General features: G+C 72.1%; 19 protein-coding genes and 1 pseudogene. 6 read left to right on the top strand and 14 right to left on the bottom strand.

Features of this window, described 5'->3' with window-relative positions; translation table 11 throughout:
- Positions 1 to 65: 65 nt before the first annotated feature.
- Both PH203_RS47460 and PH203_RS47455 read left to right on the top strand, forming a co-directional pair.
- Complete coding sequence (locus PH203_RS47460) at positions 66 to 1,406, top strand: MFS transporter (RefSeq protein WP_289928969.1); 1,341 nt, start codon at positions 66 to 68, stop codon at positions 1,404 to 1,406.
- 51 nt (positions 1,407 to 1,457) lie between these two features.
- Entirely contained in the window at positions 1,458 to 2,687 is a 1,230-nt protein-coding gene (locus PH203_RS47455; protein WP_289928967.1) for a cytochrome P450, read from the top strand.
- Positions 2,688 to 3,087: 400 nt separating this feature from the next.
- Here PH203_RS47455 and PH203_RS47450 read toward each other — a convergent pair whose 3' ends face one another.
- The 9 genes from PH203_RS47450 to PH203_RS47410 all read right to left on the bottom strand — a co-directional run bounded on the left by PH203_RS47450 (position 3,088) and on the right by PH203_RS47410 (position 14,708).
- Positions 3,088 to 4,392: an NAD(P)/FAD-dependent oxidoreductase gene (locus tag PH203_RS47450; protein ID WP_289928966.1), complete on the bottom strand. Its 1,305-nt coding sequence runs from the start codon at positions 4,390 to 4,392 to the stop codon at positions 3,088 to 3,090.
- Positions 4,393 to 4,444: 52 nt separating this feature from the next.
- Positions 4,445 to 5,464: a zinc-binding dehydrogenase gene (locus PH203_RS47445; protein WP_289928965.1), complete on the bottom strand. Its 1,020-nt coding sequence runs from the start codon at positions 5,462 to 5,464 to the stop codon at positions 4,445 to 4,447.
- A 33-nt stretch (positions 5,465 to 5,497) separates the two neighbouring features.
- Positions 5,498 to 6,991 carry an aldehyde dehydrogenase family protein gene (locus PH203_RS47440; RefSeq protein ID WP_289928964.1) on the bottom strand — a complete coding sequence of 498 codons (1,494 nt, stop codon included), beginning with the start codon at positions 6,989 to 6,991 and terminating at the stop codon, positions 5,498 to 5,500.
- 54 nt (positions 6,992 to 7,045) lie between these two features.
- Positions 7,046 to 8,587: a GMC family oxidoreductase N-terminal domain-containing protein gene (locus PH203_RS47435; RefSeq protein ID WP_289928962.1), complete on the bottom strand. Its 1,542-nt coding sequence runs from the start codon at positions 8,585 to 8,587 to the stop codon at positions 7,046 to 7,048.
- 62 nt (positions 8,588 to 8,649) lie between these two features.
- The gene (locus PH203_RS47430) at positions 8,650 to 9,894 is read right to left on the bottom strand and encodes a cytochrome P450 (RefSeq protein WP_289928956.1); all 1,245 of its coding nucleotides are present in this window, start codon (positions 9,892 to 9,894) and stop codon (positions 8,650 to 8,652) included.
- Positions 9,895 to 9,997: 103 nt separating this feature from the next.
- Entirely contained in the window at positions 9,998 to 11,362 is a 1,365-nt protein-coding gene (locus PH203_RS47425; RefSeq protein WP_289928949.1) for an aspartate kinase, read from the bottom strand.
- A 44-nt stretch (positions 11,363 to 11,406) separates the two neighbouring features.
- Positions 11,407 to 12,519: a 3-dehydroquinate synthase II family protein gene (locus PH203_RS47420; protein ID WP_289928948.1), complete on the bottom strand. Its 1,113-nt coding sequence runs from the start codon at positions 12,517 to 12,519 to the stop codon at positions 11,407 to 11,409.
- Positions 12,520 to 12,653: 134 nt separating this feature from the next.
- A complete protein-coding gene (locus PH203_RS47415; RefSeq protein WP_289928946.1) occupies positions 12,654 to 13,487 on the bottom strand; it encodes a 2-amino-3,7-dideoxy-D-threo-hept-6-ulosonate synthase in 834 nt (277 codons plus the stop codon).
- 177 nt (positions 13,488 to 13,664) lie between these two features.
- Positions 13,665 to 14,708, bottom strand: a complete 1,044-nt coding sequence (locus PH203_RS47410; protein ID WP_289928943.1) for a ParB N-terminal domain-containing protein — start codon at positions 14,706 to 14,708, stop codon at positions 13,665 to 13,667.
- Positions 14,709 to 15,258: 550 nt separating this feature from the next.
- Here PH203_RS47410 and car point away from each other — a divergent pair.
- Entirely contained in the window at positions 15,259 to 18,801 is a 3,543-nt protein-coding gene (gene car, locus PH203_RS47405; RefSeq protein WP_289928942.1) for a carboxylic acid reductase, read from the top strand.
- A 339-nt stretch (positions 18,802 to 19,140) separates the two neighbouring features.
- Positions 19,141 to 19,746, top strand: coding sequence for a TetR/AcrR family transcriptional regulator (locus PH203_RS47400; protein ID WP_289928941.1), 606 nt, complete (start codon positions 19,141 to 19,143; stop codon positions 19,744 to 19,746).
- A gap of 259 nt (positions 19,747 to 20,005) precedes the next feature.
- Here the strand turns inward: PH203_RS47400 and PH203_RS47395 are convergent, their stop codons facing one another.
- The 3 genes from PH203_RS47395 to PH203_RS47385 form a co-directional block, all read right to left on the bottom strand.
- Complete coding sequence (locus PH203_RS47395; RefSeq protein WP_289928940.1) at positions 20,006 to 20,731, bottom strand: HAD-IB family hydrolase; 726 nt, start codon at positions 20,729 to 20,731, stop codon at positions 20,006 to 20,008.
- Positions 20,732 to 20,745: 14 nt separating this feature from the next.
- Complete coding sequence (locus tag PH203_RS47390) at positions 20,746 to 21,981, bottom strand: acyl-CoA dehydrogenase family protein (protein ID WP_289928939.1); 1,236 nt, start codon at positions 21,979 to 21,981, stop codon at positions 20,746 to 20,748.
- Positions 21,982 to 22,283: 302 nt separating this feature from the next.
- The gene (locus PH203_RS47385; RefSeq protein WP_289928938.1) at positions 22,284 to 23,324 is read right to left on the bottom strand and encodes a ScbA/BarX family gamma-butyrolactone biosynthesis protein; all 1,041 of its coding nucleotides are present in this window, start codon (positions 23,322 to 23,324) and stop codon (positions 22,284 to 22,286) included.
- Positions 23,325 to 23,461: 137 nt separating this feature from the next.
- Here PH203_RS47385 and PH203_RS47380 point away from each other — a divergent pair, with 137 nt between their 5' ends.
- Both PH203_RS47380 and PH203_RS47375 read left to right on the top strand, forming a co-directional pair.
- Entirely contained in the window at positions 23,462 to 24,091 is a 630-nt protein-coding gene (locus tag PH203_RS47380) for a ScbR family autoregulator-binding transcription factor (RefSeq protein ID WP_289928936.1), read from the top strand.
- 487 nt (positions 24,092 to 24,578) lie between these two features.
- Positions 24,579 to 25,559, top strand: a complete 981-nt coding sequence (locus tag PH203_RS47375; RefSeq protein WP_289928934.1) for a helix-turn-helix domain-containing protein — start codon at positions 24,579 to 24,581, stop codon at positions 25,557 to 25,559.
- Positions 25,560 to 25,728: 169 nt separating this feature from the next.
- Here the strand turns inward: PH203_RS47375 and PH203_RS49890 are convergent, their stop codons facing one another.
- Both PH203_RS49890 and PH203_RS49885 read right to left on the bottom strand, forming a co-directional pair.
- Positions 25,729 to 25,956 carry a DUF6882 domain-containing protein gene (locus PH203_RS49890; RefSeq protein WP_354671326.1) on the bottom strand — a complete coding sequence of 76 codons (228 nt, stop codon included), beginning with the start codon at positions 25,954 to 25,956 and terminating at the stop codon, positions 25,729 to 25,731.
- 85 nt (positions 25,957 to 26,041) lie between these two features.
- A pseudogene (locus tag PH203_RS49885) lies at positions 26,042 to 26,132 on the bottom strand (IS3 family transposase); the annotation flags it as partial.
- Positions 26,133 to 26,201: the final 69 nt, after the last annotated feature.

Below are 26,201 nucleotides of genomic sequence, written 5' to 3'. Positions count from 1 at the left end.
CCACCCGCCCCCCTCGGGCCGCACCACCTCACCGGCATCCTCGCCCCCTGAGCCTCGGAGACCCCATGACACCCGGCCCCGCCCACGACAGGCAGCGCGCCCAGACCGTACTGAGCAGCCTCATCGGCAACAGCATCGAGTTCTACGAGTTCCTCATCTACGGCTCCTTCTCGTCCCTGTACTTCGGCACCCTGTTCTTCCCCTCCTTCGCCCCCGCCACCGCAACCCTGCTGTCGCTGTCGACGTTCGCGGTCGCGTTCGTGGGCAGGCCGCTCGGCGCTGTCGTCTTCGGACACCTCGGGGACCGGCTGGGCCGCAGGACGACGCTGGTCACCACGCTCACCGTGATGGGCGGCGCGACGGTCCTGATCGGCCTGCTGCCCACCTACCGCACGATCGGAGTCGCCGCCCCGATCCTGCTGACCGTCCTGCGGTTCGTCCAGGGATGCTCACTCGGCGGGGAGTCCAGCGGCGGCTTCCTGATGGCGCTGGAGAACGCCCGGCCCGGCAAGCGGGGCCTGCTCACGGCCATCGTCGGCACCGGCAACGCCTGGGGGCTGCTGCTGGCCAACGGCGTCCTGCTGCTGGTCACCCTGCTGCCGGACCGTCAGGTGCTCTCGTGGGGATGGCGGCTGCCGTTCCTGTTCAGCGCGGTACTCGTGGCCTTCGCGCTGCGCGTGCGGCTGCGGCTGACGGAGACCCCCGAGTTCGAGCAGGTCAAGTCCGAAGGCGCCGTGAGGACCGTACCGGCGCTGGAGATCGTGGGACGGCACGGTCTGCTCACCCTGTGCGCGTCGCTGTCGGCGCTTCCGATGTTCCTGGTCTTCTACCTCGGGTCGGTGTTCTCGCTCAAATACGCCGCGAGCATCCACGTGAGCCGCGCGCAGATGCTGACCCTGCTCGCCGGATCGTGCATCTTCCTGATCGTCGCCATGCCGTTCTTCGGCCGGCTCGGGGACCACCGCGGCCGCAAAGCGGTCTTCGTCGGCGGCATCGCCGTCATGACGGTGGCTCCCTTCGCCTGGTTCCCGCTGCTGCAGACCAGGTCCCTGCCACTGATGGCGCTCGGCTTCCTGGTCCTGTTCGCCGGGTTCGCCGCGAACTACGGCGTGCAGGGCGCCTTCTACCCGCAACTGTTCCCCACGGCGCTGCGCTACTCCGGGATGTCCATCAGCTACAACGTGGGCGGTCTGCTCGGCGGCGCCGTCAGCCCTCTCATCGCCACCTCCCTGCTCGGCACCTATCACAGCTGGACACCGATCGCCCTGTACATGGCCGCGACCGGCGTCATCGGCCTGGCCGCGTCGCTGTTCCTGCGCGAGCGCACCGCCGGCTCACCCGCCCAACCCGCCACTGCCGCACGGCCGGTGGCCGCGCCCGCCGACGTCGCCACCGCCGCCGGCTGAGCGGAAGCCGGCGCAACCCTCCCCGTCCGATCCGAAGTCAGGAAGTCCTCCATGACAGCCCCGTCCGTCACGCGCTGCCCCGTCCTCGACCCCACCGGCCGGGCGATGCACGCGGAAGCCACCTCGCTGCGCGAGGCACCCGCCGTGCTGGTGGAGCTTCCGGGACCCGTCCGCGCCTGGGCGGTCACCCGGCACAGCGTCATCCAGTCGCTCACCAACGACCCACGTATCTCGCGCGACATACGACAGCACTGGCCCGACCTCGCCCACATGCCCGACGGCTGGCCGCTGGCCGCCCTCGCCCTGCAGCAGAGCTTCTTCAACTTCTACGGCGAGCAGCACCGCACCTCCCGGCGCCGAGTCGCCCCCACGTTCTCGCCACGGCAGGTCGAACGCATGCGCCCGCAGGTCCAGGCCACCGCCGACCGGCTGATCGACGCCCTGGCCGCACTGCCCCCCGGGTCCGTCGCCGACATCCGCCAGGCCCTCGCGCTGCCCCTGACCATCACCGTCATCTGCGACCTGTTCGGCGTCCCCGGCCACCTGCGCACCAAGATCGGCACCGGGATCGACGCGGTACTGAACTCCTCCCTCGGCCCGAAGGAGGCACAGGCCGCCAACGACACCCTGTACGAGCGGCTCGGCGAACTGCTGCGCCACAAGCGCCGGCACCCGGCCGCCGACCTGACCAGCGACCTGCTGCTGCCTGCCGATGACGGCCAGGAGCCGCTGTCGGAGGACGTGCTCCTCGGCACGCTGTTCCTCATGATCGGCGCCGGTTACGAGACCACCGTCAACCTCATCACCAGTGCCGTCCACGCCGTGCTCGGCCACCCCGAGACCCTCACCCTGATTCACGAGGGGACCATCGGCTGGAAGGACGTCATCGAGGAGACGCTGCGCATCGAGGGCCCGATCATGCACATACCGATGCGCTGCGCCCTGGAGGACATCGACCTGGGCGAAGGCGTCGTCATCCGCAAGGGTGATGCGATCACCGTCGCCTTCGCGGCCGCCGGACGCGACCCGCAACTGCACCCGCAGTGCCCCGAACGCTTCGACCCCACACGGGCCGGCAAGGAACACCTCGCGTTCGGCCACGGGCCCCACTTCTGCCTCGGCGCGCACCTCGCCCGCCTCGAGGCGGACGTCGCCCTGAGCACGCTCTTCGGCCGGCTGCCCGAGCTCGCCCTGGCACACCCCGGCCAGCAGCCCCCGCGCGTGGAGTCCTTCATCATCAACGGGCCCCAGCGCCTGGACGTCGTCCCGCGACCTGCCTGACCTGCCCACGCCGCCGGCGCCGCCTGCCGGGAACCCCGGGGCGGCGCCGGGGTGTGTCCGCGGCCTCGTCCGCCCGATGCCAGGGCCGCTCCCCCACGGCGCCGGCCGGGAGCACGTCCCGGCCGGCCCCGTTCGCCGGTCCCTGCCGGTACGGCCGCCGGGGGCCGTGAAGCCGGGCCCGTCGCGACCGTGCACTGCACACCGGCGACGACGAGGCGGCGCGGCACACGGCGGCGCGGCACGGCCGGATCAGAGGCGACACGCCGTCACCGCAGTGGCGTAGCACGGCCGGGACGCCCCCGACACGCCGCCGCAGCAGCCCGAAAGGGCCGTTCCAGTGCCGGCGCAACACGGCGGCGCCCGGCGGGACTTCCCGCCGGGCGCCGAGGGCGGCTCCGCTTCAGGCCCAGAGCGGGCCGAGCGCCGCCGGCGAGCGGTGGCGCAGTGTGTTGTCGAGGTGGATGCCGTGCGCGACCCGCTCCGCCTGGATCCGGGTGGAGGCGATGAGCAGCGGCATCACCGAACCGCCCTCGGGCAGGCCCGCGTAGTACAGCCCCGGCAGGGTGCCCGCCCCCGCGCGGTGCACCGGCATGCCGGTGTCGTCCAGGGCTGCGGGCGGCAGGATGCGGTAGTCGGGCACGAATCCCGTGGCCCAGACGATCGACGTGATGTTGTGGGCGGTCAGGTCCAGCCTGTCCCCGTGGTCCGTGAACAGCGAGTCGTCGAAGGGGGCTACGGGGGTGCGGTCGGGCACGACCAGGCCGTGCCGCGCTATCGCGGTGTCGATGGCCGCGAGGAGCTCGGACTCGGCGCGGGCCGCGGCCCGCGCGATGGCGCGGACGTTGTCCTGCAGGTGCAGGACGTCGCCCTGCGCGCCGCGGACGGTGCCGACGAGGGTGACGCCCTTGCGGGCCAGCACCCCGAGGTTGAGGTCGCGGCCGCCGGCCTTGCCGGTGAGTACCGACACGCCGGGCAGGACCGGCGAGTTGCCGCGCCCGCCGGAGGCGGACTCCAAGTTGCCTTCCAGCGGCAGCAGTTGCAGCCAGTCCAGGACCTGGGCGCCCCGGTAGCGGCGCGGCGAGGTCTTGTGGCGGCCGACCGCCAGGTACACCTGCCGGTCGGCGTCGCTGAGGTCCTCGGCGATCTGCTGGCCGCTGTTGCCCGAGCCGACGACGAGGACCGCGCCGGGCGGCAGCGACTGGGGGGTGCGGTAGTAGCGGGTGTGCAGCTGAGTGATCGACGGGTCGATCCGGGCGGTCAGTTCGGGCAGGCGCGGCGCGCAGTAGCCGCCGAGGGCGGCGACGACGTTGCGGGCCTCGACGGTTCGGCCGTTTTCCAGGTGGAGGAGGAAGCGTGCGTCGGGGTGGGCGGGCGTGTCGAGGGGCGATTCGACAGACCGCACGGAGGTGTGCTCGCGCACGTCGATGCCCGCCTGGGCCACGTAGCGCCGCAGCCGTGCGGCGACCTCGCGGGCGGGCATGTAGCCCTCGGGGTCGTCGCCGTCGTAGGGCATGCCGGGGAAGGTGACGGTCCGGTTGGGCGTGTTGACGCGCAGGCTCTCCCAGCGCTCCTTCGCCCAGGCCTGGCCGATCTCTCCCCGCTCGAAGACCGCCGCACGGTAGCCGAGGCGGGCAAGGCAGCCCGCGACCGAGCAGCCTTGCTGGCCCCCTCCGACAACGGCGGTCTCGACGAACTCGGTCATCATGGCTGCGCTCCTGGTCCGCTTGGGGTGTGGTGTCTGCTCGCGCGGTGGTGCGTCATGGGCCGGCGTCCCCGCCGGTGGCGTCGGCCCAGGGCAGTACGACCGTCTTGCCGGTGGCCTGGTCGGCCTCCATGCGGCGGTGGGCCGCCACGATGTCGTCCAGGGCGAAGACGGCATCGAGGCGAGGGCGGTAGAGGCCGGCCTGGACGGCGTCCACGATCCGCTGCAGCAGGCCCTGGCCGCCGGCGCCCTTGAGGGTGTCGCTGTGGAAGGCGGTGAGGCGGGTCCCGGTGGGGATCATGGCGATCGGTTCGAAGTCGGGGATCAGCCAGCCGCTGAGCGAACCCGCCACGCACACCGTCCCGCCGCGGCGCACCAGCCGCAGCGAGTCCGGCACCGTGCGGGTGCCCACCAGGTCCAGGACGTGGTCCGGTCCGTCGGGCCACAGCGCGTGCACGGCGTCGGCCGGCGGCCGGCCGTCGTCGAGCAGGACGTGGTCGGCGCCGGCCGCTTTCAGTGCGTCGGCCTTGCCTTCGGTGCGGGTGGTCGCCGCGGTCTCGATGCCGTGGGCGGCGGCGATCTGCAGCGCGGCCAGCCCCACCGAGGAGGTGCCGCCGCGGATCAGCAGCCGTCCCCCGCCGGACAGGACGCCCAGGGTGTCCAGGGCGCCGTGCGCGGTCAGGTAGGTCTCGGGCAGTGCGGCCAGGACCTCCCACGGCAGGGTGGTGGTCACCGGCATCAGCAGGGCGTCGGGCAGCAGCGCGTACTGCGCGTAGCCGCCGTCGAACCGGCGGCCCATCTCCCCCATGACCGCGGCCACCGTCGTCCCCGCCGGCAGCCCAGGGTCGGTGGAGTCGGCCACGGTGCCCACGCACTCGATGCCGAGCACGCGCGGGAAGGAGACGTCGGGGGAATGTCCCTGACGGGTCCTCAGTTCGGAGCGGTTCAGGCCCGCACCCTCCACGCGTACCAGGCTCCAGCCCTCGCGGACCTGCGGGACGGGCAGGTCGCGGATCTGCAGGACCTCCGGACCGCCCGCCCGCACGCAGACCGCCGCACGCATCGTCGTCTTCATGAGGCAACCACCTTGCCGATGTCCGGTTGATGGTCAGGCTTCGTCGACGACGTCGAGGGAGGGGGCCCAGCGGGGGATCTCCTCGCGGCCGGAGGGCAGGCGCAGGCTGCGGCTGAAGCTGTACTCCTGCAGGGTCTCCAGGGCGTGTTCACGGCCGTATCCGCTGGCGCCGACGCCACCGAACGGGGTGCCGGTGAAGGCGCGGTTGTAGTGGTTGACGAACACAATGCCGGCCTTCAGTTCGCGGCTGACCCGCAGGGCGCGCTCGGAGTCCCGGGTGAACACGCCGGCGACCAGACCGAACTCGGTGCCGTTGGCGATGCGGACGGCCTCGGCCTCGTCGTGGAAGGGGATCAGGCACACGACGGGCCCGAAGATCTCCTCCTGTGCGATGCGCATGTCGGGGGTGACGCCGGTGAACAGGGTCGGCGCCACGTAGTAGCCGTCGGCCAGTTCTGGGTCGGTGGGCAGGGGTGCCTGCGCGGCGACGGTCGCGCCCTCACGGACACCGATGTCGAGGTAGTCCAGCACCCGCTGCCGCTGTGCGGGGCTGACCAGCGGGCCGACGTGGGTGGCGGCGTCGGAACCGGCGCCGACCTTCAGTCGGCCGACGGCGGAGGCGAGACGGCGTGCCACCTCGTCGTGCAGGTCGGCGTGGACCAGGACGCGGGAGGATGCGGTGCAGGCCTCGCCCTGGTTGAAGTAGCCGCCCTCGACGGCCCAGCGCAGTGCCGAGTCCACATCCGCGTCGTCGAAGATCACCAGGGCGTTCTTGCCGCCGAGCTCCAGCAGCGTCGGCGTCAGGTTGTCGGCGGCCGTCTTGATCACGGCCCGGCCCGTGGTGGGCGCGCCGGTGAAGGAGATCTTGCCGACCAGGTGGTGGCCGGCCAGGTGGGCGCCGACCTCTCCGCCGCCGGGCACGATGTGCACAACGTCGTCCGGCAGCACCGACTGCACCAGTTCGGCGATGCGCAGCACCGACAGGGGCGCCTGCTCCGGCGGCTTCATGACCACGGCGTTGCCGGCGGCCAGGGCGGGTGCGAGCTTGCCGGCGGTGTGCAGCGGGGGCCAGTTGAACGGCACGATCGCGCCCACCACGCCGAACGGCTCGCGCACCGTGACGTCGAGCATGCTGCCCGCGTCGCGGACCTGGCCGGGCATCGCCTCGCACAGACCGGCGAACATCTCGAAGATGGTGACCGCGCCCTCCAGGTCGAACTGGCGTGCCTGGGTGAACGGCTTGCCGTTGTCGCTGGACTCCAGGGCCGCGATCTCGTCGGCGTGCTCGCGGATGACCTGGGCGACCTTGTACAGCCAGCGGCCTCGCTCGCGCGGGGTGCGGGCCTTCCACGCGTAATGGGCTTCGTGGGCGGTCCTGACCGCCTGGTCCACCCGGTCGGCGTCGGCCCCCTGGACAACTGTCAGGGGCCGGCCGGTGGCCGGGTCGTCCACGGTGAAGCGGTCGGCCTCGTTCTGGGACGACCAGCGGGTGCGCAGGACTTGTACGGCTTCGACGGTCGTGGACACGGGGTTCCTCCTGGCAGGGCGCCGGACGTCGCCGGCTCGGTCTGATGGTGGGGATCAGGTGTGCGGGGCGAGTCGTTCGCACAACACCGTGGCGATCCGCTCGGCGACCACGACGGCGGGGACGTTCGTGGCGACACGGGGCATGGCGGGGAACACCGAGGCGTCCGCGACGCTCAGGCCCTCGACGCCGCGTACGGCGCCGTCGGCGTCGACCACGGCGCCCGGGTCGTCGGGGCGGCCCATGCGCATCGTGGCGCTGGCGTGGTTGTAGTGGGCCGGGGCGCGGCGCACGGCGGCGGCCAGTTCCCGGTCGCTGATGTCCGCACCCGGTATCCGCTCGTCGGCCAGCAGGTCGGCCAGCGGGCGGGTGCGGGCCAGGCGGCGGGCCAGACGGACCCCGTCGGCGACCCGTTCGGCGTCGGCGGCGGTGGTGTACAGGCCGAGGTCGATCGTCGGCGCCTCCCCGGGGTCGCGCGAGGCCAGCCGTACGCTGCCGCGGGAGCGGGGCTGGACGCAGGAGACGAAGAAGACCATGTCCCAGCCGGTGGGGTGGTTTTCCGCCCACGGCACGAACTGTTCGGGCAGACTGCCGGCCGGTACCGCGGCGGAGGGCAGGATCTGGACGTCGAAGTCGGGCTCGCCCGGACCGGTGGCGACGCTCAGGACGCTGCCGAACACCGAGCGGGCGTCGGCCCGGGGCGGCTTGGCCGCGTGGACGTTCCAGTAGGCGGGGTGCTCGGTGAGGTTGCGTCCCACCCCGGGCAGGTCGGCCACCACGTCGATGCCGAGCGCGGTCAGCTCGCCGCGGTCGCCGATGCCCGAACGCAGGGCGATGGCGGGCGAGTTGTAGGCGCCGGCCGCGAGCACGACGTGCCGGGCGGGGATCTCCTCCCCGGTGGCCAGCCGGACGCCCCGGGCCCGGGCGCCGCGGAGCAGCACGCGGTCGACGAGCGTGTCGCCGCGCACCTGGAGGTTGGGCCGCTCGCGCACGGGGTTGAGGTAGCCGATGGCGGTGCTCAGCCGTATGCCGTCGGCCGCGCTGAGCGGGGTGCGGGCGAATCCCGGCACCCCGGGCGCGTTGAAGTCGGCGACCTGCGCATGCCCCAGACGCAGGCCGGCCTGCTCGGCGGCGACGGCGTGCTCGCCCAGGTCCTCGGGGGCGGGCAGCGTCATGCGGTAGGGCCCGCCCAGGCCGTGGTACTTCTCCTCGCCGTAGGGGTAGTGCTCCATCCGCCGGTACAGGGGGAGCATCCGCTCGTAGCCCCAGGCGTCGCCGGCCGCGGCGGCCCACGCGTCGTGGTCGGCGGGCCGGGCCCGCATGGCGACGCAGACGTTGACGGCCGAGCTGCCGCCGATGACGCGGCCCCGCGGCACGGGCACCTGGTTGCCGAAGGCGTCCGGGACGGAGCGGTAGCCCCAGTCGTAGGTGTAGGGGGCGTAGGTGGCGTCCTTGATGTCCGACGGTGTGTCGTCGGTGGTGGCGAAGTCGGGGCCCGCCTCCAGCAGGAGGACCGAGCGCCGCGGGTCGGCGCTGAGCCGGTTGGCCAGGACGCAGCCGGCGGATCCGCCGCCGATCACGATGACGTCGTAGGTCATGGCGGCCGCCTACTCGGTCCGGGGCCGGCCGGCCAGACGGCGCGGGCCGGGGGCTGGTGCGGTCATGATGCGGCCTCCCGTCGGGGCGGGAGGTTCCAGTGCAGGTGCAGTTCCTCGAATCCGCGGGCGATGACGAGGCGTTCGCGGGTGCGGGAGCCGGCGGGGCCCAGGCGCAGCCCGGGCAGGCGGTCGAAGAGCAGCGGGATGGCGACGCGCAGTTGCAGACGTGCCAGGGAGGCGCCGAGGCAGGCGTGGACGCCGCGGCCGAAGGCCATCTGGTGCCGGCGGGGGCGGTCGGTGAGGGCGAAGGCGTCGGGGTTGTCGAAGACGCAGCCGTCCCGGTTGGCGGAGCCCCAGTGGACCATCACGCGGTCACCCGGCACGAGGCGCCTGCCGCCGAGTTCCGTCTCACGGGTCACGGTACGGAACAGGCCCTGCACCGGGGACTCGAAGCGCAGGATCTCCTCGGTCATCGCCTCGGCGGACGCCTCGCCCGCGCGCAGGGCGGCGAGCTGGTCGGGGTGTTCCAGCAAGGTGACCAGACCGTTGCCGATGGCGCGGGTGACCGTGACGTGCCCGGCGATGATCAGGTTCATCACGATGCGCATCAGTTCCACGTCGTCGAGCCCGTGCTCGGCGCCGTACTGCGCCAGCGAGGCGACCAGGGAGTCCTCGCCGGCCCGGCCGGTGTCGTCCAGCAGGCCCATCACGTAGTGCTGCATGGCGACGACGTCACGGGCCCATGCGGCGCGTTGGGCCGGCTCGCCGGTGCCCACGGACAGCTTCAGCCAGTGGGAGCTCCACTGCCGCAGCAGCGGCACGTCCTCGGGCGGCATGCCCAGGATCCGTGCCATGACGATCAGGGGCAGGGGCCAGGCGTAGCCCTCGATGATGTCGGCCCGGCCGTCCGCGGCGAACCGGTCGATCAGCTTCTCGGCGGTGTCGCGGACGAAGGGCTCCAGCGCTGCCACGCGCCGCGGGGTGAAGACGCGGTTGACGGCAACGCGCAGCCGGGTGTGCTCCTCGCCGTCGCTCTCGGTCAGGTTCGGCGTCAGCGCCCAGCCTTCGGCCAGGACCTGTTTGACCTCGTCGGACTCGGGTCCCGCGGTGATGCGCACCGCGCTCGCGGAGGAGAAGGTCTCGGGGTCGTGGACGACGCGCGTCACGTCCTCGTGGCGGGTGAGAATCCAGAGGTCCCGGCCCGCATCGTGGAACACCGGGCACTGGGCGCGCATCTGTGCGTAGACGGGGTAGGGGTCGGCCAGTTGCTCGTCGCAGGTGGGGTCGAAGGCCGGTGTGGCGGTCATCGAAGGCCCTCCGGCCCCGGCCGGGCACCCCGGGCCGCCCGGCCGCCCGAGGTCGCGTGGGATGTGGGACATCGGTGTTCTCCCTCGTGGTGTGAGGCCGGGGTCACTCGGCGGCGGCCAGGGCGGGCATCGCCACGTCGTGCTGTCCCGGCCCGGCGGCCAGCGGCCAGGCGGCGCGGGCGTGGCCGGTGTCCGCCGGGTGGACCAGGGGCGTCACCGGCTCGGACAGGAAGGTGTCGTGGACGGTCTGGGTGGCCGCGGCCAGGTCGCTGCGGCCGGTCAGCACGCTGAGCCGGTTGGAGGTGACGTGCAGGTCGGTGCGTGCGGCGCCGACCGAGCGCAGGGCTTCCAGCAGCCGCAGCGGTGCGTACGGCCGGCGGCCGATGCCCAGGCCGACGACGGAGAGCCGGGCCAGGTTCGACGTCCAGTGCGCCTCGTCCAGGCGGATGCCGCGGTCGGTGTCGGCGAGCAGGTCCCGCATCTCCTCCACGCTGTCCTCGGGCAGGGTGAGCGCGATGTCGCCGGCGTCCTCGGTGCCGAGGTTGCCGTAGCGGCGCAGTTCGACCTCGGTCTCGCGCTCGACGAGTTCGCCGAGCAGGCGCAGGACGTGGTCGGAGGTGATCCGCCGCAGCACGCAGCGCACCAGGCCGGAGCGCCCGGCGACCCCGGCGATAGCGCGCACGCGGCCCGCGGGCGTCCAGAACTCCCCCGACGCCGCCCCGGCGGCGCGCCGGCCGTCGCCCACCCAGGTCTGCGGGCCGATCGCGGCGCTGTTGGAGCGCACCTTCAGATCGACGCCGTGGGTGCGCGCGTAGTCGACCGAGTCGGAGGCGAGCACCTTGGCGCCGCTGACGGCCAGTTCGGCCATCTCCTCGTACAGCAGGGAGGTGTGGCGGCGGGCGCCGGCGACCGTGCGGGGGTCGGCCGTGTAGACGCCGGCGACGTCGGTGACGATCTCGCAGTGGTCCGCGCCGAGCGCGGCGGCCAGGGCGACACCGGTGGTGTCGGAGCCGCCGCGGCCCAGGGTGGTGCGGGCCCCGGTGGCGATCGACTCGCCCTGGAATCCCGCGACGACGGGGACGGCTCCGCAGGCGAGTTCCTCGCGCAGCCGACGCGGGTCCACCTCCACGATCGTGGCCCGGCCGTGGCGGTGGTCGGTGCGGATGCCCGCCTCGGGACCGCTGAACGAGCGGCTGGCGACACCCTGGTGGCCCAGCGCCAGCGAGAGCAGTCCGGCGGACGCGGCTTCGCCCGTGCACAGCAGGGCGTCGAGTTCGCGTGCGTCGGGCCGGGCGGTCACGGCCGATGCCAGGCGCAGCAGTTCGTCGGTGGCCCCGCCCATGGCGGACACGACCACGACGACCTGGTTGCCGTCCTCGCGCGCCGCCCGGATCTGCCGTGCAGCTTCGATGACCTTTTCAGGTGTGGCGACCGACGTTCCGCCGTATTTCTGCACTATGAGCGCCATCTCACGCACTCTCTTCCTTCAAATCCGTGGACCGTGGAGGCTTGTCACTGCTCGTGCAGGAACTCCCGGATCGCGTAGCCGACGTGGCGCTGGTCGGTCATGGTGTGACCGAGGATGACGTCGCCGGGCCGCAGCTCGGTGAAGTTGTGCACGCTGCCGCCGGGGCCGAGCGCCCGCACGTGCCAGTCGTCCTGGCCGACCATGTCCACGAGCTGGCCGCTGCGGGTACGGGCCTCGATCCGCAGCATGGGGCGGGACTCCATCTTGATCCGGCCCACGACCACGGTGCGCACGCTGCCGTCGGTGCTGACGGCCAGGATCTCCGAGCCGCAGTGCAGTTCGGACAGGTACTGGGTGCGGTTGCCGGGGGTGAGGGTGTAGGAGGACAGGGCGGCGGCGTTCACCCGGAACGGGCGGGTGGGCATGTACGGCAGCGGGTGGGTCTCGCTGCTGACCAGGACCAGGCCGGTGGAGTACGAGCCGACCAGGATGCCCTCGTTGGGCCGCAGGTGGGAGCAGGTGTCGACGCAGACCCGGTCGCCCAGGCCGAGATGGGTGAGCTGGACGATCTCCAGTTCCTCCATCTCCAGGGAGGCGGCCTCGCCGCGGGTGACCTGCATCAGCTCGGTGGCGTCGCCGACCCGCTTGGGGGCCAGCAGCACCGCGTCCGAGCCGCGCTCCAGCACGCCGAGGGTGGTGGCCGCGTCCTCGACGTCCTCGACGACGGTGACGATGGAGCCCTTGGCCTTGTCGGCCGCCGCCAGCAGGATCTCCAGCGGGATTTTGCTGGGGTCCTGGCGGAACTCCACGAGGGTCAGCTCGGCCTCGTTGGCGATCCGGCAGGCGAGGTCGAGGCTCTGCTCGTCCAGCACCTTGACCAGGACGCCGGAGCGCAGGCCGGGACGCAGGCCCTGGAACTTCTCGGCGATGCTGTGGTCGGCGATGAGGAGGTCGACTGCGTCGACGAGCTGGTCGATGAGGGTGGTGGGTGTCTCACCGGTGACGACGGCGGCCTTCTGCACGTTCGGCGGGACCTTGCCGGCCAGTTCGGGGTCGTCCAGCACCACGGTCTCGACGCCGATGTGGGTGCTTTCCTCGACGATGGCGGTGGCGAGTTCGGAAGCGGTGCCACGGAGGTCGATCCAAGCGGATTTCATGTTCGCACCTTTGGTTGTGGGTGGCTTGCTGTCGTGGTCGCGCCTGGCTGTCGGTGACGGGTCGTCACGATGTCCGGAGGTGGAGCTGGAGGTGGGGGTGACCGGCTCGGTGAGGACGGCCGGGTGGGGGTGTGTCAGACGGTCGCCTCGGACAGTTCCTGGCCAAGGACGGCCAGGTCCTCCAGCGAGCGGGGCCCGGCGTGGACCCGGCGGGCCACCGAGCGGGCCAGTCCGCCCGGGTCGGGTGCCTGGAAGACGTTGCGTCCGACGGCGACGCCGAGCACGCCGGACTGCATCGTGCTGTCGATGAGGTCGAGGAACTGCCCGGTGTCCTTCAGGACGCCGCCGCCGGCGGTGACGACCGGGATCGGGCTGGCCTCGACGACCTCGCGCATCGTCAGGGGCGAGCCGGTGTAGGGCAGCTTGACGATGTCGGCGCCGAGGTCGGCGGCGACGTTCGCGGCATGGGCCAGCAGGACCGGGTCCCTGGGGTCGGTGATGCGGGGGCCCCGCGGATAGACCATCGCCAGCAGTGGCAGGCCGTAGCGTGCGCACTGGCCGGCGACCGCGCCGAGGTCGGTGAGCTGGGCGGCCTCGGTGTCCGACCCGAGGTTGATGTGCACGCTGACGCCGTCGGCGCCCAGGGCGACGGCCTCTTCCACGGCGCCCACCAGGATCTTGGCGTCCTTGTCGGGGGCGTGCTGGGTGCTGCCGTTGAGGTGGACGATCAGTGCCATGCGGCCGAGCGCGTCGGCCGGCAGGAACCTCACGCGCCCCTTGTGGACGATGATCCCGTCCACCTCGTTGGCGGCCATTTCCTCGACGAGTGTCGCGAATCCGGCAGCGGAAGCCACCGGACCGTCAGCCAGCGAGTGATCGAGCGGAACCAGAAACGTCGTCCCCGAAGCCGAGTGGATAATTCGCTGAGCCCGGCGATCCTTACCGCTCCAGGCGTATGCATCGGTCATTTTATCAACACCCTGTCCCAAACCCAGATGACCAGATCAGTTGTCCGGCGCGCATTCGGTGCGCTTTCTTCGGAAGTTTCTCTGCGGTGTTTTCGGTGTTGCCGAAACGACCAAACCAAGGAATTATCCGGCCCGTCAAGCCCCGCACTTTTCTCGCTTTTCGGCGTTTGCCGCGGGCTACTTCTGCTCCGGCGGCTGTGCCCGGCGCTGCGACACGCGGGCGGCAAGGTCCTGCCACGCCTGCACGCTCGCCTGCGCGAGTTCGGCGACGAAGTCCAGACAGTGGTCGGGCAGGTCCAGGACGAGCCCCTCCTGCGCCTGCGGACCCATGGCGGCCACCGCGAGGATGCTCAGCAGCAGGCGGCCGGACTGGTTGAAGCGCAGGGAGGGGTCGGTGCGCAGGGAGCGCAGCAGCGCGGTGGACCGGTCGAGCTTGCCCTGCCCCGAGGACGCGGGCCGGGCGGGGCCGGCCTTGACCTGGCGCGCGGGCGGCAGGCGGCGCTGTGCGGGGATGACGGCCCTGGTCTCCCGCTTCAGCTGGTCGCGCACGTCACGGACGGTGCCCGGGGACACGCCGGCCACCGCGCTCACCGCCCGCAGGGAGGAGGAGGGGTCCCTCAGGAGCATCTCCTTGGCGCGCTCCCGCCCGGCGGCGGTGCTGACCGGCCGCACGCGGCCGTCCCTGCCGAGCCTGGTCTGCCCGCCGGGCCGCCCGGTCGCCTCACGCAGGGCGGCGATCGTCTTGGGCGAGAGCCCGACGGCCGACGCGATGGCGCGGTTGGACCAGCCTTCCTGCTCGTACAGGATGCGCCTGCCCGCCGCCTTCCTGTCGGCCAGCGACAGCGGCAGCCCGTGCCGTACGTTCAGCCGGACCGCCAGAACGAAGGCGCTCGCGTCGTCGCCGTCGAACCAGCGCGCCCGGATGGCCTCCTGCCCTCGTAACCGGGCCGCGCGGACCCGGTGCACGCCGTCGACGACCCGGTTGGTGCCGCGCTGCACGACGATGGGCGGAAGATCGGCCTGCGATTCCGCCAGGACCCGTACGTGCTCGCCGTTCTCCCCCGCGGAGCGCGGCGAGTGAGACAGGTCGAGGTCCGCGATCGGTATCCAGTCCGTCTCCGTGCCGGCGTCCCGTCCTGCGGGGTCCGCCTCCGCGTCCCCGCGGTCCGGGGGGTGGGTGCGCGCGTCCCGTCGCTGGAGCACTGCTTCGCTTTCTGCCACGTTCGACCACACTCCTCAGCCACACCTGCCGCTGCCGGTCAGGGGCCGCAGAGTCTGTGCGCACTCCGACGGACCCACCACAAGAATACCTTCGCCAAGGTATCTTTTATAGCGGTCGGCGGCACCTCCCCTGGGCGGTGTGCAACCGGGGAAATCCCCGGTTGCACACCGCCCGGCAACGGGGGCCGCACCGGCGGGCGGGGACGGCGCGGCCTGGCGGGGGCGGGCGAGGGCACGCACCCCGTCCGTGTCCGGGACGGTGACGCGAGCGCACCACCTCCGGACCCGGTGCGCGAGAATTTTCCCGGCAGTCGCCCTGCCCGCCCGTACGAGAGCAATTCCGAACAGCCGTCGGCGACGCAATTCTCCACACCTCCCCTATCGCCCTGCGACAGCCTGGCCTCCATTTCTCTACGCGCGCTAAGCTGACCGCGCCTTGGCCACCGGAGCCCTCTGCTCCCCTGCGCCGGCCCGGCCCGTGGTGGTCCTCTTCGGCTTTCAGCCAGACTCATGTGCCGGAAAGAATTCGCGGTCACCGAAAGGCGTGGTCATGGGTAATGACTCACCAGGCACCACCGTGCACGCTTCCGCAGAAAAAACCCGGAAAGAGCGCATTGCCGAATTGTTCCGGGCCGAGCCGGAACTGGCCGACAGCATGCCGGTGGCCGGCGTCTTCGAGGAGCGGTCCGGACGCGCGCCGCGCCTGTCCGAGATCGTCCGGCGCACCCTCGTGGCGTACGCCGACCGGCCCGCCCTCGGCGAGCGTGCCCGGCAGTACGTCACCGTGGACGGCCGCGTCACCGCACGGCTGCTGCCCCGGTTCGACACCGTCTCCTACGGCGAGCTGTGGTCACGGCTGAGCGGCCTCGCCGCCGACTGGTACCACCACCCGCACCATCCGCTGCGCGAGGGCGACTTCGTCGCGATCCTGGGCTTCGCCGGCACCGACTACACCACCGTCGACCTGGCGTGCGGCCAGCTCGGGGCCATCGCCGTGCCCCTGCACACCAACGCCTCGGTCGACCACATCCGCCACCTGGTGACAGAAGCCGCCCCACGGGTCTTCGCCACCAGCACCGACCGGCTGGCGACCGTGCTGGAAGCGCTGGCCGGGCAGAGCAGCGTCCGCCGCATCCTCGTCTTCGACCACCACCCCGAGCTCGCCGAGCACCGGCAGGCGCTGACCGACGCCGAACGGCTGCTGGCCGCGGCGGATGCCCCGAAGTCGCTGGAGCTGCTCGCGGACGTGGTCGGCCGCGCCGGCTCGCTGCCGCCGCTGCCCGAACTGCCGCCGGACCACAGCGCGGACGGCGCGCTGTCGGCCCTCATCTACACCTCGGGCAGCACCGGCACGCCCAAGGGCGTGATGTTCCCGGAGTCGACGGTGTCCCTCATGTGGCGTCCGCCCGCGGGACCCGACCACCAGTACCCGCTGATCACCGCCAACTTCCTGCCGCAGAGCCACCTGGTCGCCAGGAGGATGGTGATCAAGACGCTGGCCACCGGCGGCACCGCGCACTTCGTGGCCCACAGCGACCTGTCCACCCTCCTGGAGGATCTGGCACTGATCCGGCCGACCGAGATCGCCATGGTGCCGCGGGTGTGCGAGCTGCTCTTCGAGAGCTACCACGCCCAGCTCAACCAGCGCGCGGCACACGGCGAGCCGGACGAGAACGACCGTGCCGAGGTGATCGCGCACCTGCGCGACCACGTGCTGGGCGGGCGCGTCATCCACGCCCCTTGCGGGTCCGCACCGCTCGCCCCGGAGCTGGCCGCCTTCCTCCGCGACGCCCTCGACGTCCCGCTGGTGAACAGCTACGGCACCACCGAGACCGGCCTGGTCATGCTGGGCAACCGCGTGCAGAGCCCCCCGGTGCTCGACTACAAGCTCGTGGACGTTCCCGAACTGGGCTACTCCACCGCCGACTTGCCCCATCCGCGCGGCGAACTGCTGGTGAAGACCTCCCTGATCACCCCCGGCTACTACCGGCGTCCCGAGGACACCGCCGAGGTCTTCGACCAGGACGGCTACTACCGCACCGGCGACATCATGGCCGAGACCGCGCCCGGCGAACTCTTCTACGTCGACCGGCGCAAGAACGTACTCAAGCTCTCCCAGGGCGAGTTCGTCGCGCTGTCCAGGGTGGAGGCGGCCCTGGTCGCCAGCCCCCTGGTGCGGCAGGTCTTCGTCTACGGCAACAGCGCGCGCGCCTACCTGCTCGCCGTGGTGGTGCCCACCCCCGAGGCGATCGCGCAGGCCCGCGACGAGACGGCGCTGAAAGCGGCGCTCAGCCGGTCGCTGCACAGCGTCGCCGCACAGGCCCGCCTGGCGCCGTACGAGATCCCGCGCGACCTGATCGTCGAGACCGTGCCCTTCAGCCAGGACAACGGCCTGCTGACCGACTCCACCAAGCAGCTGCGCCCACGGCTGAAGGAGCGCTACGGCGCACGACTGGAACAGCGCTACGCCGAACTCGCCGCCAGTCAGGCCGCGGAACTGCGCGCGGTGTGGCAGGACCACGACCGCCCGGTGGCCGAGACGCTCGCCCGCGCCGCGCAGGCCCTGCTGCCCGGACTCGACGCCGAGCCGGACCCGCAGCAGCGCTTCACCGACCTGGGAGGCGACTCGCTGTCGGCACTGTCGTTCGCGAACCTGCTGCGGGAGGTCTTCGGCGTCGAGGTCTCGGTCGGCACGGTCCTGGGACCGGCCAACACCCTGGGCGAGATCGCCGCCCACGTGGAGCGGCTGCGCGGCCCCGCCGCAGCGCAGCGGGCCACCTTCGCCGCCGTCCACGGCGAGGACGCCGCCTCGGTACGGGCCGGGGACCTCACTTTGGACAAGTTCATCGACGCCGGGACCCTCGCCGCCGCCACAGCACTGCCCCGGCCGGCCGGCGAGCCGCGCACGGTGCTGCTCACCGGGGCCAACGGCTACCTCGGCCGGCTGCTGTGCCTGGAGTGGCTCGAACGCCTGGCCCCCGTGGGCGGCACGCTGGTCTGCCTGGTGCGCGCCACCGACGACAGCGCCGCCCTCCAGCGCCTGGAGCAGGCCCTGGACAGCGGGGACACCGCGCTCAAGAGCCGCTTCGCCGACCTGACGGCCGGCGGGGCGCTGCGCGTACTGGCCGGCGACATCGGCGCGCCCCGCCTGGGCCTGGGCGAGCGGGACTGGCAGCAGCTGACCGCCACCGTCGACCTCATCGTGCACCCGGCGGCGCTGGTCAACCACGTGCTGCCCTACCGGGAGCTGTTCGAACCCAATGTGGCCGGCACCGCCGAGGTCGTCCGCGCCGCCCTGACCACCCGGCTGAAGCCGGTCGTGTACGTGTCCACCGTGGCCCTGGCCGCACACGGCACCACCACCGTGGCCGAGGACAGCGACATCAGGGCCGCCGACCCCGAGCGCGCGGTCGACGACCGGCAGGCGGGCGGCTACGCCACCAGCAAGTGGGCAGGCGAGGTGCTGCTGCGCGAGGCCCACGACCTGTGCGGGCTGCCGGTGACCGTGTTCCGCTGCGGCATGATCCTGGCGCACGCCCGCTACACCGGGCAGCTCAACGTGCCCGACACCTTCACCCGCCTGCTGCTGAGCCTGATCGCCACCGGGATCGCACCCGAGTCGTTCTATGACGGCGCCCGGGACGGCCGACGGCCGCGGGCCCACTACGACGGCCTGCCGGGGGACTTCGTCGCCGCCGCCGTGGCCGCCCTGGGCTACCGGAACGCCGAATTCCGGACGTTCCATGTGGTCAACCCGCACAACGACGGAGTCTCACTGGACACCGTGGTCGACTGGCTCCTCGACAGCGGAGTCACCGTCCGCCGGGTCGGCGGCCACCCGCAGTGGCGCACGCAGTTCGAGGCCGCGCTGCAGAGCCTGCCGCAGGTGCAGCGCCCGTACTCCCTGCTGCCGCTGATGGCCGCCTGGCGGGAGCCGCTGCCCCCGCGCACGACATCGGCACTGCCCGCCGAGCGGTTCCGTGCGGCGGTGCGCGCCGCCGGCATCGGCGCCGAGCGGGACATCCCGCACCTGTCCCGGCCGCTGATCGAGAAGTACATCGCGGACCTGCGGCACCTGGGCCTGATCTCGTAGAACCAGCCCCGCTGCGGGAGGCGACGGTGCGGCGCCTCTCGCAGCGACGACGGGCTCCCGGGAGCCGGCACGCCGGCCCCCGGGAGTCGGCGCGGCGCGCGGGCCCGGCAGGAATGCGGCGCCTGGCCCGGCCGGAGCGCGCTCCCCGCCCGCGAAGGGACGAGGCCGCCGCAACGCCGCATCCGCCCCCGGTCCGCGGTGGCCGGCGGGCGGAACGCGGCGGTGGCGGGATATCGCCGCGCTCCGGCGCCACCTGGATAAGGTCATGTCAATGCGGTCGGCGGTACGGCACCACATAACATACCTTTCTAAAGGTTTTTATTCGGGTGGAGGCTCGGCATGGTTCAAAAGCGTGCAGTCCGCACACGGCAGCAGGTGCTCGACGCGGCGGCCGAGCAGTTCGCCGCGCACGGCTACATGGGCACGACGCTGCTCGATGTGGTCAAGCGCACCGGCATGACCAAGGGCGCGCTGTACGGTCACTTCTCCTCCAAGGAGAAGCTGGCGGCGGCGCTGGTCGAAGAGGCCGGAGCCGAGCTGAGCCTGCGGGCGGCGCGGGCCGACCGGCCGGGACCGGCGGCGGTCGACGCACTGCGCGAGACGGTCCTCGACCTCACCCGGCACCTGCGCCAGGACGCGCGGGCCCGCTCCGCGTTGCGGCTCGCCGTGGAGGTCCCCTGTCTGGACCACAACGAACACGGGTTGGTGGAACGGATCTGCCTGCCCCTGGCCCGTGCCGTCGCACAGACGCAGGCCGACGGCGGGGGCTCGGGCCAACTGCCCCCGCAGGCCGTGGCCCGCTTGCTGATGTCAGCCTTCTTCGGGATCCCCCATCCCGTGCCCGACGACGACGCCGACGCGGCACGGCGGTTCGACGAGCTGTGGGCGACCGTGTCCGCACCGGCGCCGGACCGGCCGGCGCCACAGGGCCGTACCCGAAGGTGAAGTGCACCCACCTCCGAGTGCGCCCGCCTCCTCACCCGAGCGCGCCCCGACCCTCCCCCCGCCGCGCCCGAGACAGGGCGCGTACCGGGGGCGCGCTCGGCCGTACAGCCACCAAAAAAAAGGGGGGCTGCAGACGCCGGCGAGGTTTCAGCTCGGCCGGCGCTGAGATCCCCCCGGGGCGCGCTGCTCCACGGCCACCCCGCCACCGGCACGACGCTGCTCGCGTGCGCCGTCGCCGGCAAGGAGGAGGGTGCCGTTCTCAGACACCGGCCCTCGGGGTCTCCTCCCGGCGCCGCTCTCGCGGGCGCAGCAGGGCGGGGACCTCGCTCGCGGTCTGCGGGTGCAGCACCCGCGCCCACGGCAGCCGCGCCCGCAGTTGCACCGATCCGCCGACGATGACCGGGTTGCCCACCTCCGCCAGCATCGGCAGGTCCGAGACGTGGTCCCCGTAGGCGTAGCAGTGCGCCGGGTCCACGGCCGGGCGGCTTCGCAGCATGGCGCGGATCGCCGTGCGCTTCGCCTCCCCGATACAGGGCTCGCCCACGAGGCGGCCGGTCAGCACGCCGGCTCGGGCCTCGGGGACCGAGCACAGCAGGCACGCCGCGCCCACCTCCGCGGCAATGGGCGCCAGGACCGCGGGGAACGATCCGGACACCAGGATCACCATGTCCCCCGCCTCACGGTGCACCTCCAGCGCCTGGCGCGTGGAGGCCAGGTAGAAGCCGGCAGCCGCCGACCGCTCGGCGTACCAGACCCGGGCCAGCTCCTCGACCCGGGCGGCGGGCTCACCCGCCCAGGCGCGGTAGTACAGGCGGTTCATGGCCTCCCGGGGAGCGCCGGCGGACGTGCGGCGGGACAGCTCCCGGCGGACGCCGGCCGCGTGGCGGGCTCCCGGCGTTCCGCGGGTGGCACAGAAGTAGTACGCGAGGAAGTCGAACAGGGACTTCACCGCAATGAGGGTCTCGTCGACGTCACTGAAGACCAAGCGGGCAGGCCGGCTCACCGCGCTTCCCACAGCGCCGACGCCGACCACTCGCCCTCGGCCCAGTCGGCGTACGCGCCGGCCGCGACGTCCAGGCGCAGGGCGCCGTGCGCCGCCACCGTGTGCGTGTCCCGCCAGGCCCGCTGGACCTCGCTGGTGTCGTCCCGGGCATGGAGCCCGCCCGTCCTGAACAGCCGCTCGACGGCCTCCACCAGCAGCTCGGCCGCCACCGCGGCGTCGCGCCGGTTGGCCGCCTCGACACGCGCCGCGGTGGGCTCGGCGTCGGCGCCGGCTGCGGCCCGGTCCAGCAGCAGCGCCACGGCGTCGATCTCGGCGGCCGAGCGTGCCAGCACCCGCTGGACGGCCGGCTCGCCCAGGGCCGCCGGGCGCCCGGCGGCCGAAGTCACCGCCCAGCGCGTCCAGGACCGCAGAGCCAGCCGGGCCGCGCCGAGCGCCGGCGCGCAGAACATCGGGCCGCCGGCCAGCTGCGCGGACGCCTGGCGTGCCGGTGTGGCGCCGGGCTCGGCCACGGTGGCGAGCATGTGGCCCAGCAGGCAGGCGCGCCGGTCGGGGACGAACACCCCGTGCACCTCGACGGAGTTGCTGCCGGTGCCGCGTAATCCGGTGCTGCGCCAGGTGTCGTGCACGCTCACCTCGGAACGCGGCACCACCAGGACCCGTGCCGCGGCCCGCGCCGGAGCCGCGGGGGCGGCACCGGCTGCGACCGGGGCGTCGACGACGGGCGCCGCGAGCAGCACCCAGTGGGAGTGGTCCACGCCGCTGACACAGTCCCACCGGCCCTCCAGCAGCCAGCCGCCCGGTACCGGGCGGGCCGCTCCGGCGGGCGGGGCCAGGGCCGCGACGATCAGCGTGTCGGGGCCCTTCGCCCACAGCTCCCGCTGTCCTTCTTCGGGCAGCCTGGCGGCGTAGCGCCCATGCGCGGCCCAGAGCATGCCGCACCAGGCCGCCGAGGGGCAGTGTCCGGCGATCAGCGCCGTGGCGGTGATCAGGTCGGCGAAGCCACCCTCCCGGCCGCCCCATCGACGGGGCACGAAGTAGCGTGCGAAGCCCGCCTCTTTCAGCGCGGTCACGACCCCGGGCGCCAGCCGCCGGTCCCGGTCCGCCGCCCGTGCGGCATCTCCTGCCGCACGGGCGGCACGCAGGACGGCGTCCTCGGCGAGTGCGCCGCCCGTTCGCTGCGGACGGGAAAGGCCTGATCGCGGCCTTTCCCGCGGCTCAGCATGATCGAGCATCATTCAGCTCCTTGTCGAGCCGGGCATCGATATGGAAAAATACTTTCTCAACGGTTTCTTACTTGGAGGTGCAGATGCCGTGCGAGAGGCAGCGCTCCCGGCGCACCTGCGCTTCCGCACGCGTCCGGGTCCGGACGGCCCTCGCCGCCGTGCAGAACTCCATGGCCGGTGCCGCTGCGCGCTCGGACGTCCGCCGGCCGGCGCAGTCCGCGCACCTCACAGGGGGCGGTGAGCCGTCGGTTGTCTCATGCAGCGCAGTCCGCGGCAGCCGGCGAGGACGGCCCGCCGACCTGCGCCGCCCGCTATACCGCCGCGCCGGAGCCGACCGTGTCGGAGCAGAAGGTGACCTTGTCAGGCGCGGCGAGCAGGGCCCGGGGCAGCCACTCCATGGTGACCGTGGCGACGGCCTCCTCCCGCTGCACGGCCGCAATGCGCAGCCGCTTGCCGTCCGGCGCAGCCGCCGACGGCTGCAACTCGGCACACAGCCGCACCGGTTCGTCGAGGTTGGCGAAGGCGGGGCAGTCGACCTGGACGGCGCGCAGAACCGCTTGCGCGGATGCGTCCGAGCGGCGGTGGAGCAGGCGGTGGCCCAGCTGGCGGGCGCCTTCCAGGGTGACCATCAGCGGTATGTGGTCTCCGGGGTGGTCGAAGAGCACGGCGTGATGGAGATCGACCAGCAACTGCCACTCCCCCGCCTCCGTGCGGCCCAGCACGCTGTCCTTGGCCCGCAGGCGCCCGACGTCGGCCGCCGGCAGGCGAGTTGCGGCGCAGTGCCCGGCCCGGTCGGTCCCGTCATGGCCCTGCCCCTGCTTTCCCCGCCAGCGCAGCCGCCGGTACAGCTCCTCGTCGACGGCGCAGACGCTCAGTCCGGCCCGGGCACACTCGCGCCCGGCCACGGACACCACCGCGTCCACCCGCATGCCGAAGCGCCGGGGCGGCCTGTTCGCCAGCCACGACCACTGGACGTCCAAAGTGACGTGCAACGGGGTGTCGCCGACCACAAGGGCCGCATGGTCCGTGATGTCGAAGTGGGTGTCGCTGCCGACGAAGCGGTGCCCCAGCGGGATGCCGCAGTACTCGTGCGCCAGGTAGACCAGGGCCTGACGTACCGTCTCGGTCAGCAGCAGCGGGTCGCTCACGCCCTGGGCGTCGGGATAGTAAAGCGCGTGGTCTCGGGGCCACTGGGCTCCCACGAGGAACCTGTCCCGGCCCACCTGCAGGGCGTCCGTGATGAAGACCTCCGCGACGGCGGCCCGGTGGACCAGTTGCCGGGAGACCGGTTGAAGAAACTTCAGAGAGGCATTCACTTCTGCGGTGCCCGTTTCACCTGGGAACTGGCCCATGGTCTCTCCCTCGTGGGGTTCGGGAATACCGTGGCGATGCGATGTGAAAATATACCTTCGCAGAGGTATCTAGCAAGCGACCCATCTCGTGCGTGGCATGCGCACCGGGCACCGCAGAAGCGTACGGAAGAGGGATCATGAGCAAGCATCTCCGGACACCCACCGTGGCCAAGTCCGCCCCGCGGGAGCTCAAGCAGGAACGGGCCGGTCGCACCCGGAGGCTGCTTCTCAACGCCGCCGCCACTGCGTTCGCCGCCAAAGGGTTCCCCGCCGTCACGCTCCAGGACATCGCCGACCTCGCCGAGATGACCAAGGGAGCCGTCTACTTCCACTTCACCAACAAGGAGGCGGTGGCCGTCGCGGTCACCGAGGAGTTCTACACACAGCTGCCCGCCATCGCCGAATCGGTGACGGACAGGCAGCTCCCGCCGCTCGACGCGGTCGCCGAGCTCCTTCTGCGGACCGCGGTCGCCCTGCGCGACAACCCGGTCATGCAGGCCGGCGCCCGGCTGCAGATCGAACGGAACCTGGTCGACGCCGACCTGCCGACGCCGTTCAGCGGGTTCACCCAGCTCATCACCGAACTGCTGACACAGGCACAGGAAGAAGGCGCACTGCGGCCCACCACCGACATCGCCGCCATGGCGCGGGTCATCGTCGCCGCGTTCTTCGGCAGTCAGCACATCTCCTGGGTCCAGTGCAATCGCGAGGATCTCACCGCCCGCGTGCAGGAGATCATCGACATCACCATCCCCCGCCACGCCTGACATCCGTGCTCTCCCGGCCACCCACCACGGCAAGGAGAGCCTCTCCCCTGTCTGCCCTCACCCTCCCGGCCACCCCCCCTCGGCACCAGCGGCCCATCGGTCGGCGCGCAGGGCCTGGGCTGCATGGGCTTCAGAAGGCCGCATGGGCGTGGCCCTGGGTGAGGGGCAGACCTGTGGGTGAGGGTGGTGCGGGAGGTGTGGCACGCCTCGGGCCAGGTGCTGACATCCGTGGCGGTTCCGGTGGGCAGCCGGCGGAAGCGGTTGCGGATGTGGGCGGGTGCGTGGGCGAGTTCGTGCTCGATGGCGTCGCGGCCCTCGTGGAAGTGGCGCCAGCCTTCGTGGTGGACGGGAATGGCGGTGCGGGGTCGCAGACATGGACATGTGCACATGCCTGTGTGCTGTACATGCATCTTTGCCCGGAAAGCTCCGCACGGCGGACACTCGCACCCTAGGCGGCGGCCTGACGCCGCCCGGAACGGGAGGCGCCGTGCTCGTCCTCGACACAAACGATCTTCGAGTCGGTGACCGGATCGCGACCTTCGAGGCGGTGGCCGCCGGCGAAGGCGGCGTCTCCTCCGTCCAGGAGGAGCAGCCCGAGGCCACGACCTGGAAACGACTCGAACTCTGGCACCTCGGCCCGCTCACGCTCTTCCACACCCAGGGCACAGGGATGCGCATCACGCGCTCACTCCGGCAGGCGCGGCGCGATGTGATGGATACCGTCGCGATCAATATTCACCGCCAGGGAGTCGGCGGTTTCGCCTGGGCCGACCATCGCCAGCGCATCGGCCCGAACAGCGCGACCTTGCACCATATGCCGGACGGATACGAGTACTGGTGGTCCGGCCTGGGAAGCACCCTGGCCCTGATGTTCGACACCGAACGCCTCAGCCTGCCCGAAGAGACGATCCGCGCATCCATCCCGACGCTCGAGCACAGCCCCATCGGACGGCTCCTGATCAACCACGTTCTCGGCATGCACCGCATCGCCGACCAGATCACCATGGGCCCCGAAGCCGACGCCCTCGCCTCCGCCACCATGGAACTCGTCCGAGCCTGGGTGGTGTCCGTCGCCGGCGACGACCCCACCCGCCGAGCCGTCGCAAGGGAAACCCTCCTCACCCGTGTCCTTGCCTACACCCGCACCCACCTCAGGGAACCGGACCTCACCCCTCAGCGGATCGCCTGGGCGCACAACACCTCCGTTCGGACGCTGTACCGGTTGTGCGACGACGGCGGAGTCAGTCTCGAAAAGTGGATCATCCGCCACCGGCTCGAGGGCGCCCGTGCCGACCTCGCAGCCCCCAGACACTCCCACCGCACCATCGACACCATCGCCCGCAGCTGGGGCTTCACCAACCCCGCCTTCTTCTCCCGCCGCTTCCGCCAGACCTACGGCACCACCCCGAGCCAATGGCGAAGACTCTCTCAGCAGGGCCAGCTCCTGCTCCCGCCGGACGATCTCTGACCCACCTCCCCGGCTGACCGGCTGCGACGCAGGGGCGGGGTCTCCCGCTCCTGCATCGGCACGATGGATCACCACCATGCGAAGTACGAGGGCTTCGACCTCGACAAGAAAGCTGTTGCCCTTCCGGACGTGAGGACAGCGAGGCTTTCAACGCGGCAGCGCCTGTCCGCTAGTTGATATTGATGTTGAACGTGGACGCGCTGCCGTCTGCCATGGCCAAGGCGACCCGCCCGAAGGTAATCATCACCATGGAGTTGCCTCCAGAACCCCGACAAAAGCCGGTCGCCCCGGTGACCCTCACAGCCAACGCCGTGAGCGTCGCCGCCACTTGCTCATCAGCATCGATCTGCGGCGCTGCCAGAGCCTGGTGTCCATGGGCCTCGGCCCAGTCCCGAATGAAGCGCTCCGGGATCGGTGGAGGCTCCGGACTGCCCCGAGTTGGGTGGAGTCGAGTTGCTTGGTTTCACGCTACGGATGGGGGTGCGGAGTTCGTACTCCACCGGGCTGAGCATGCCCAGCGCGGAGTGCCTGCGCTGTCGGTTATGGAAGATTTCCGGGTACTCGTCGGACATCTCGTTCAACAGCTCGGGGCCTCCCTCGTTGCGCTTCGCGGCCTGTCACCTGATCAGGGACCCGCTCGAA

Origin of the sequence: Streptomyces sp. S.PB5, assembly GCF_030403745.1 — a bacterium.
Lineage (GTDB): Bacteria > Actinomycetota > Actinomycetes > Streptomycetales > Streptomycetaceae > Streptomyces.
Note: the sequence above shows the minus strand (reverse complement) of the source record. Positions and strands in the feature narration are given on the sequence as shown.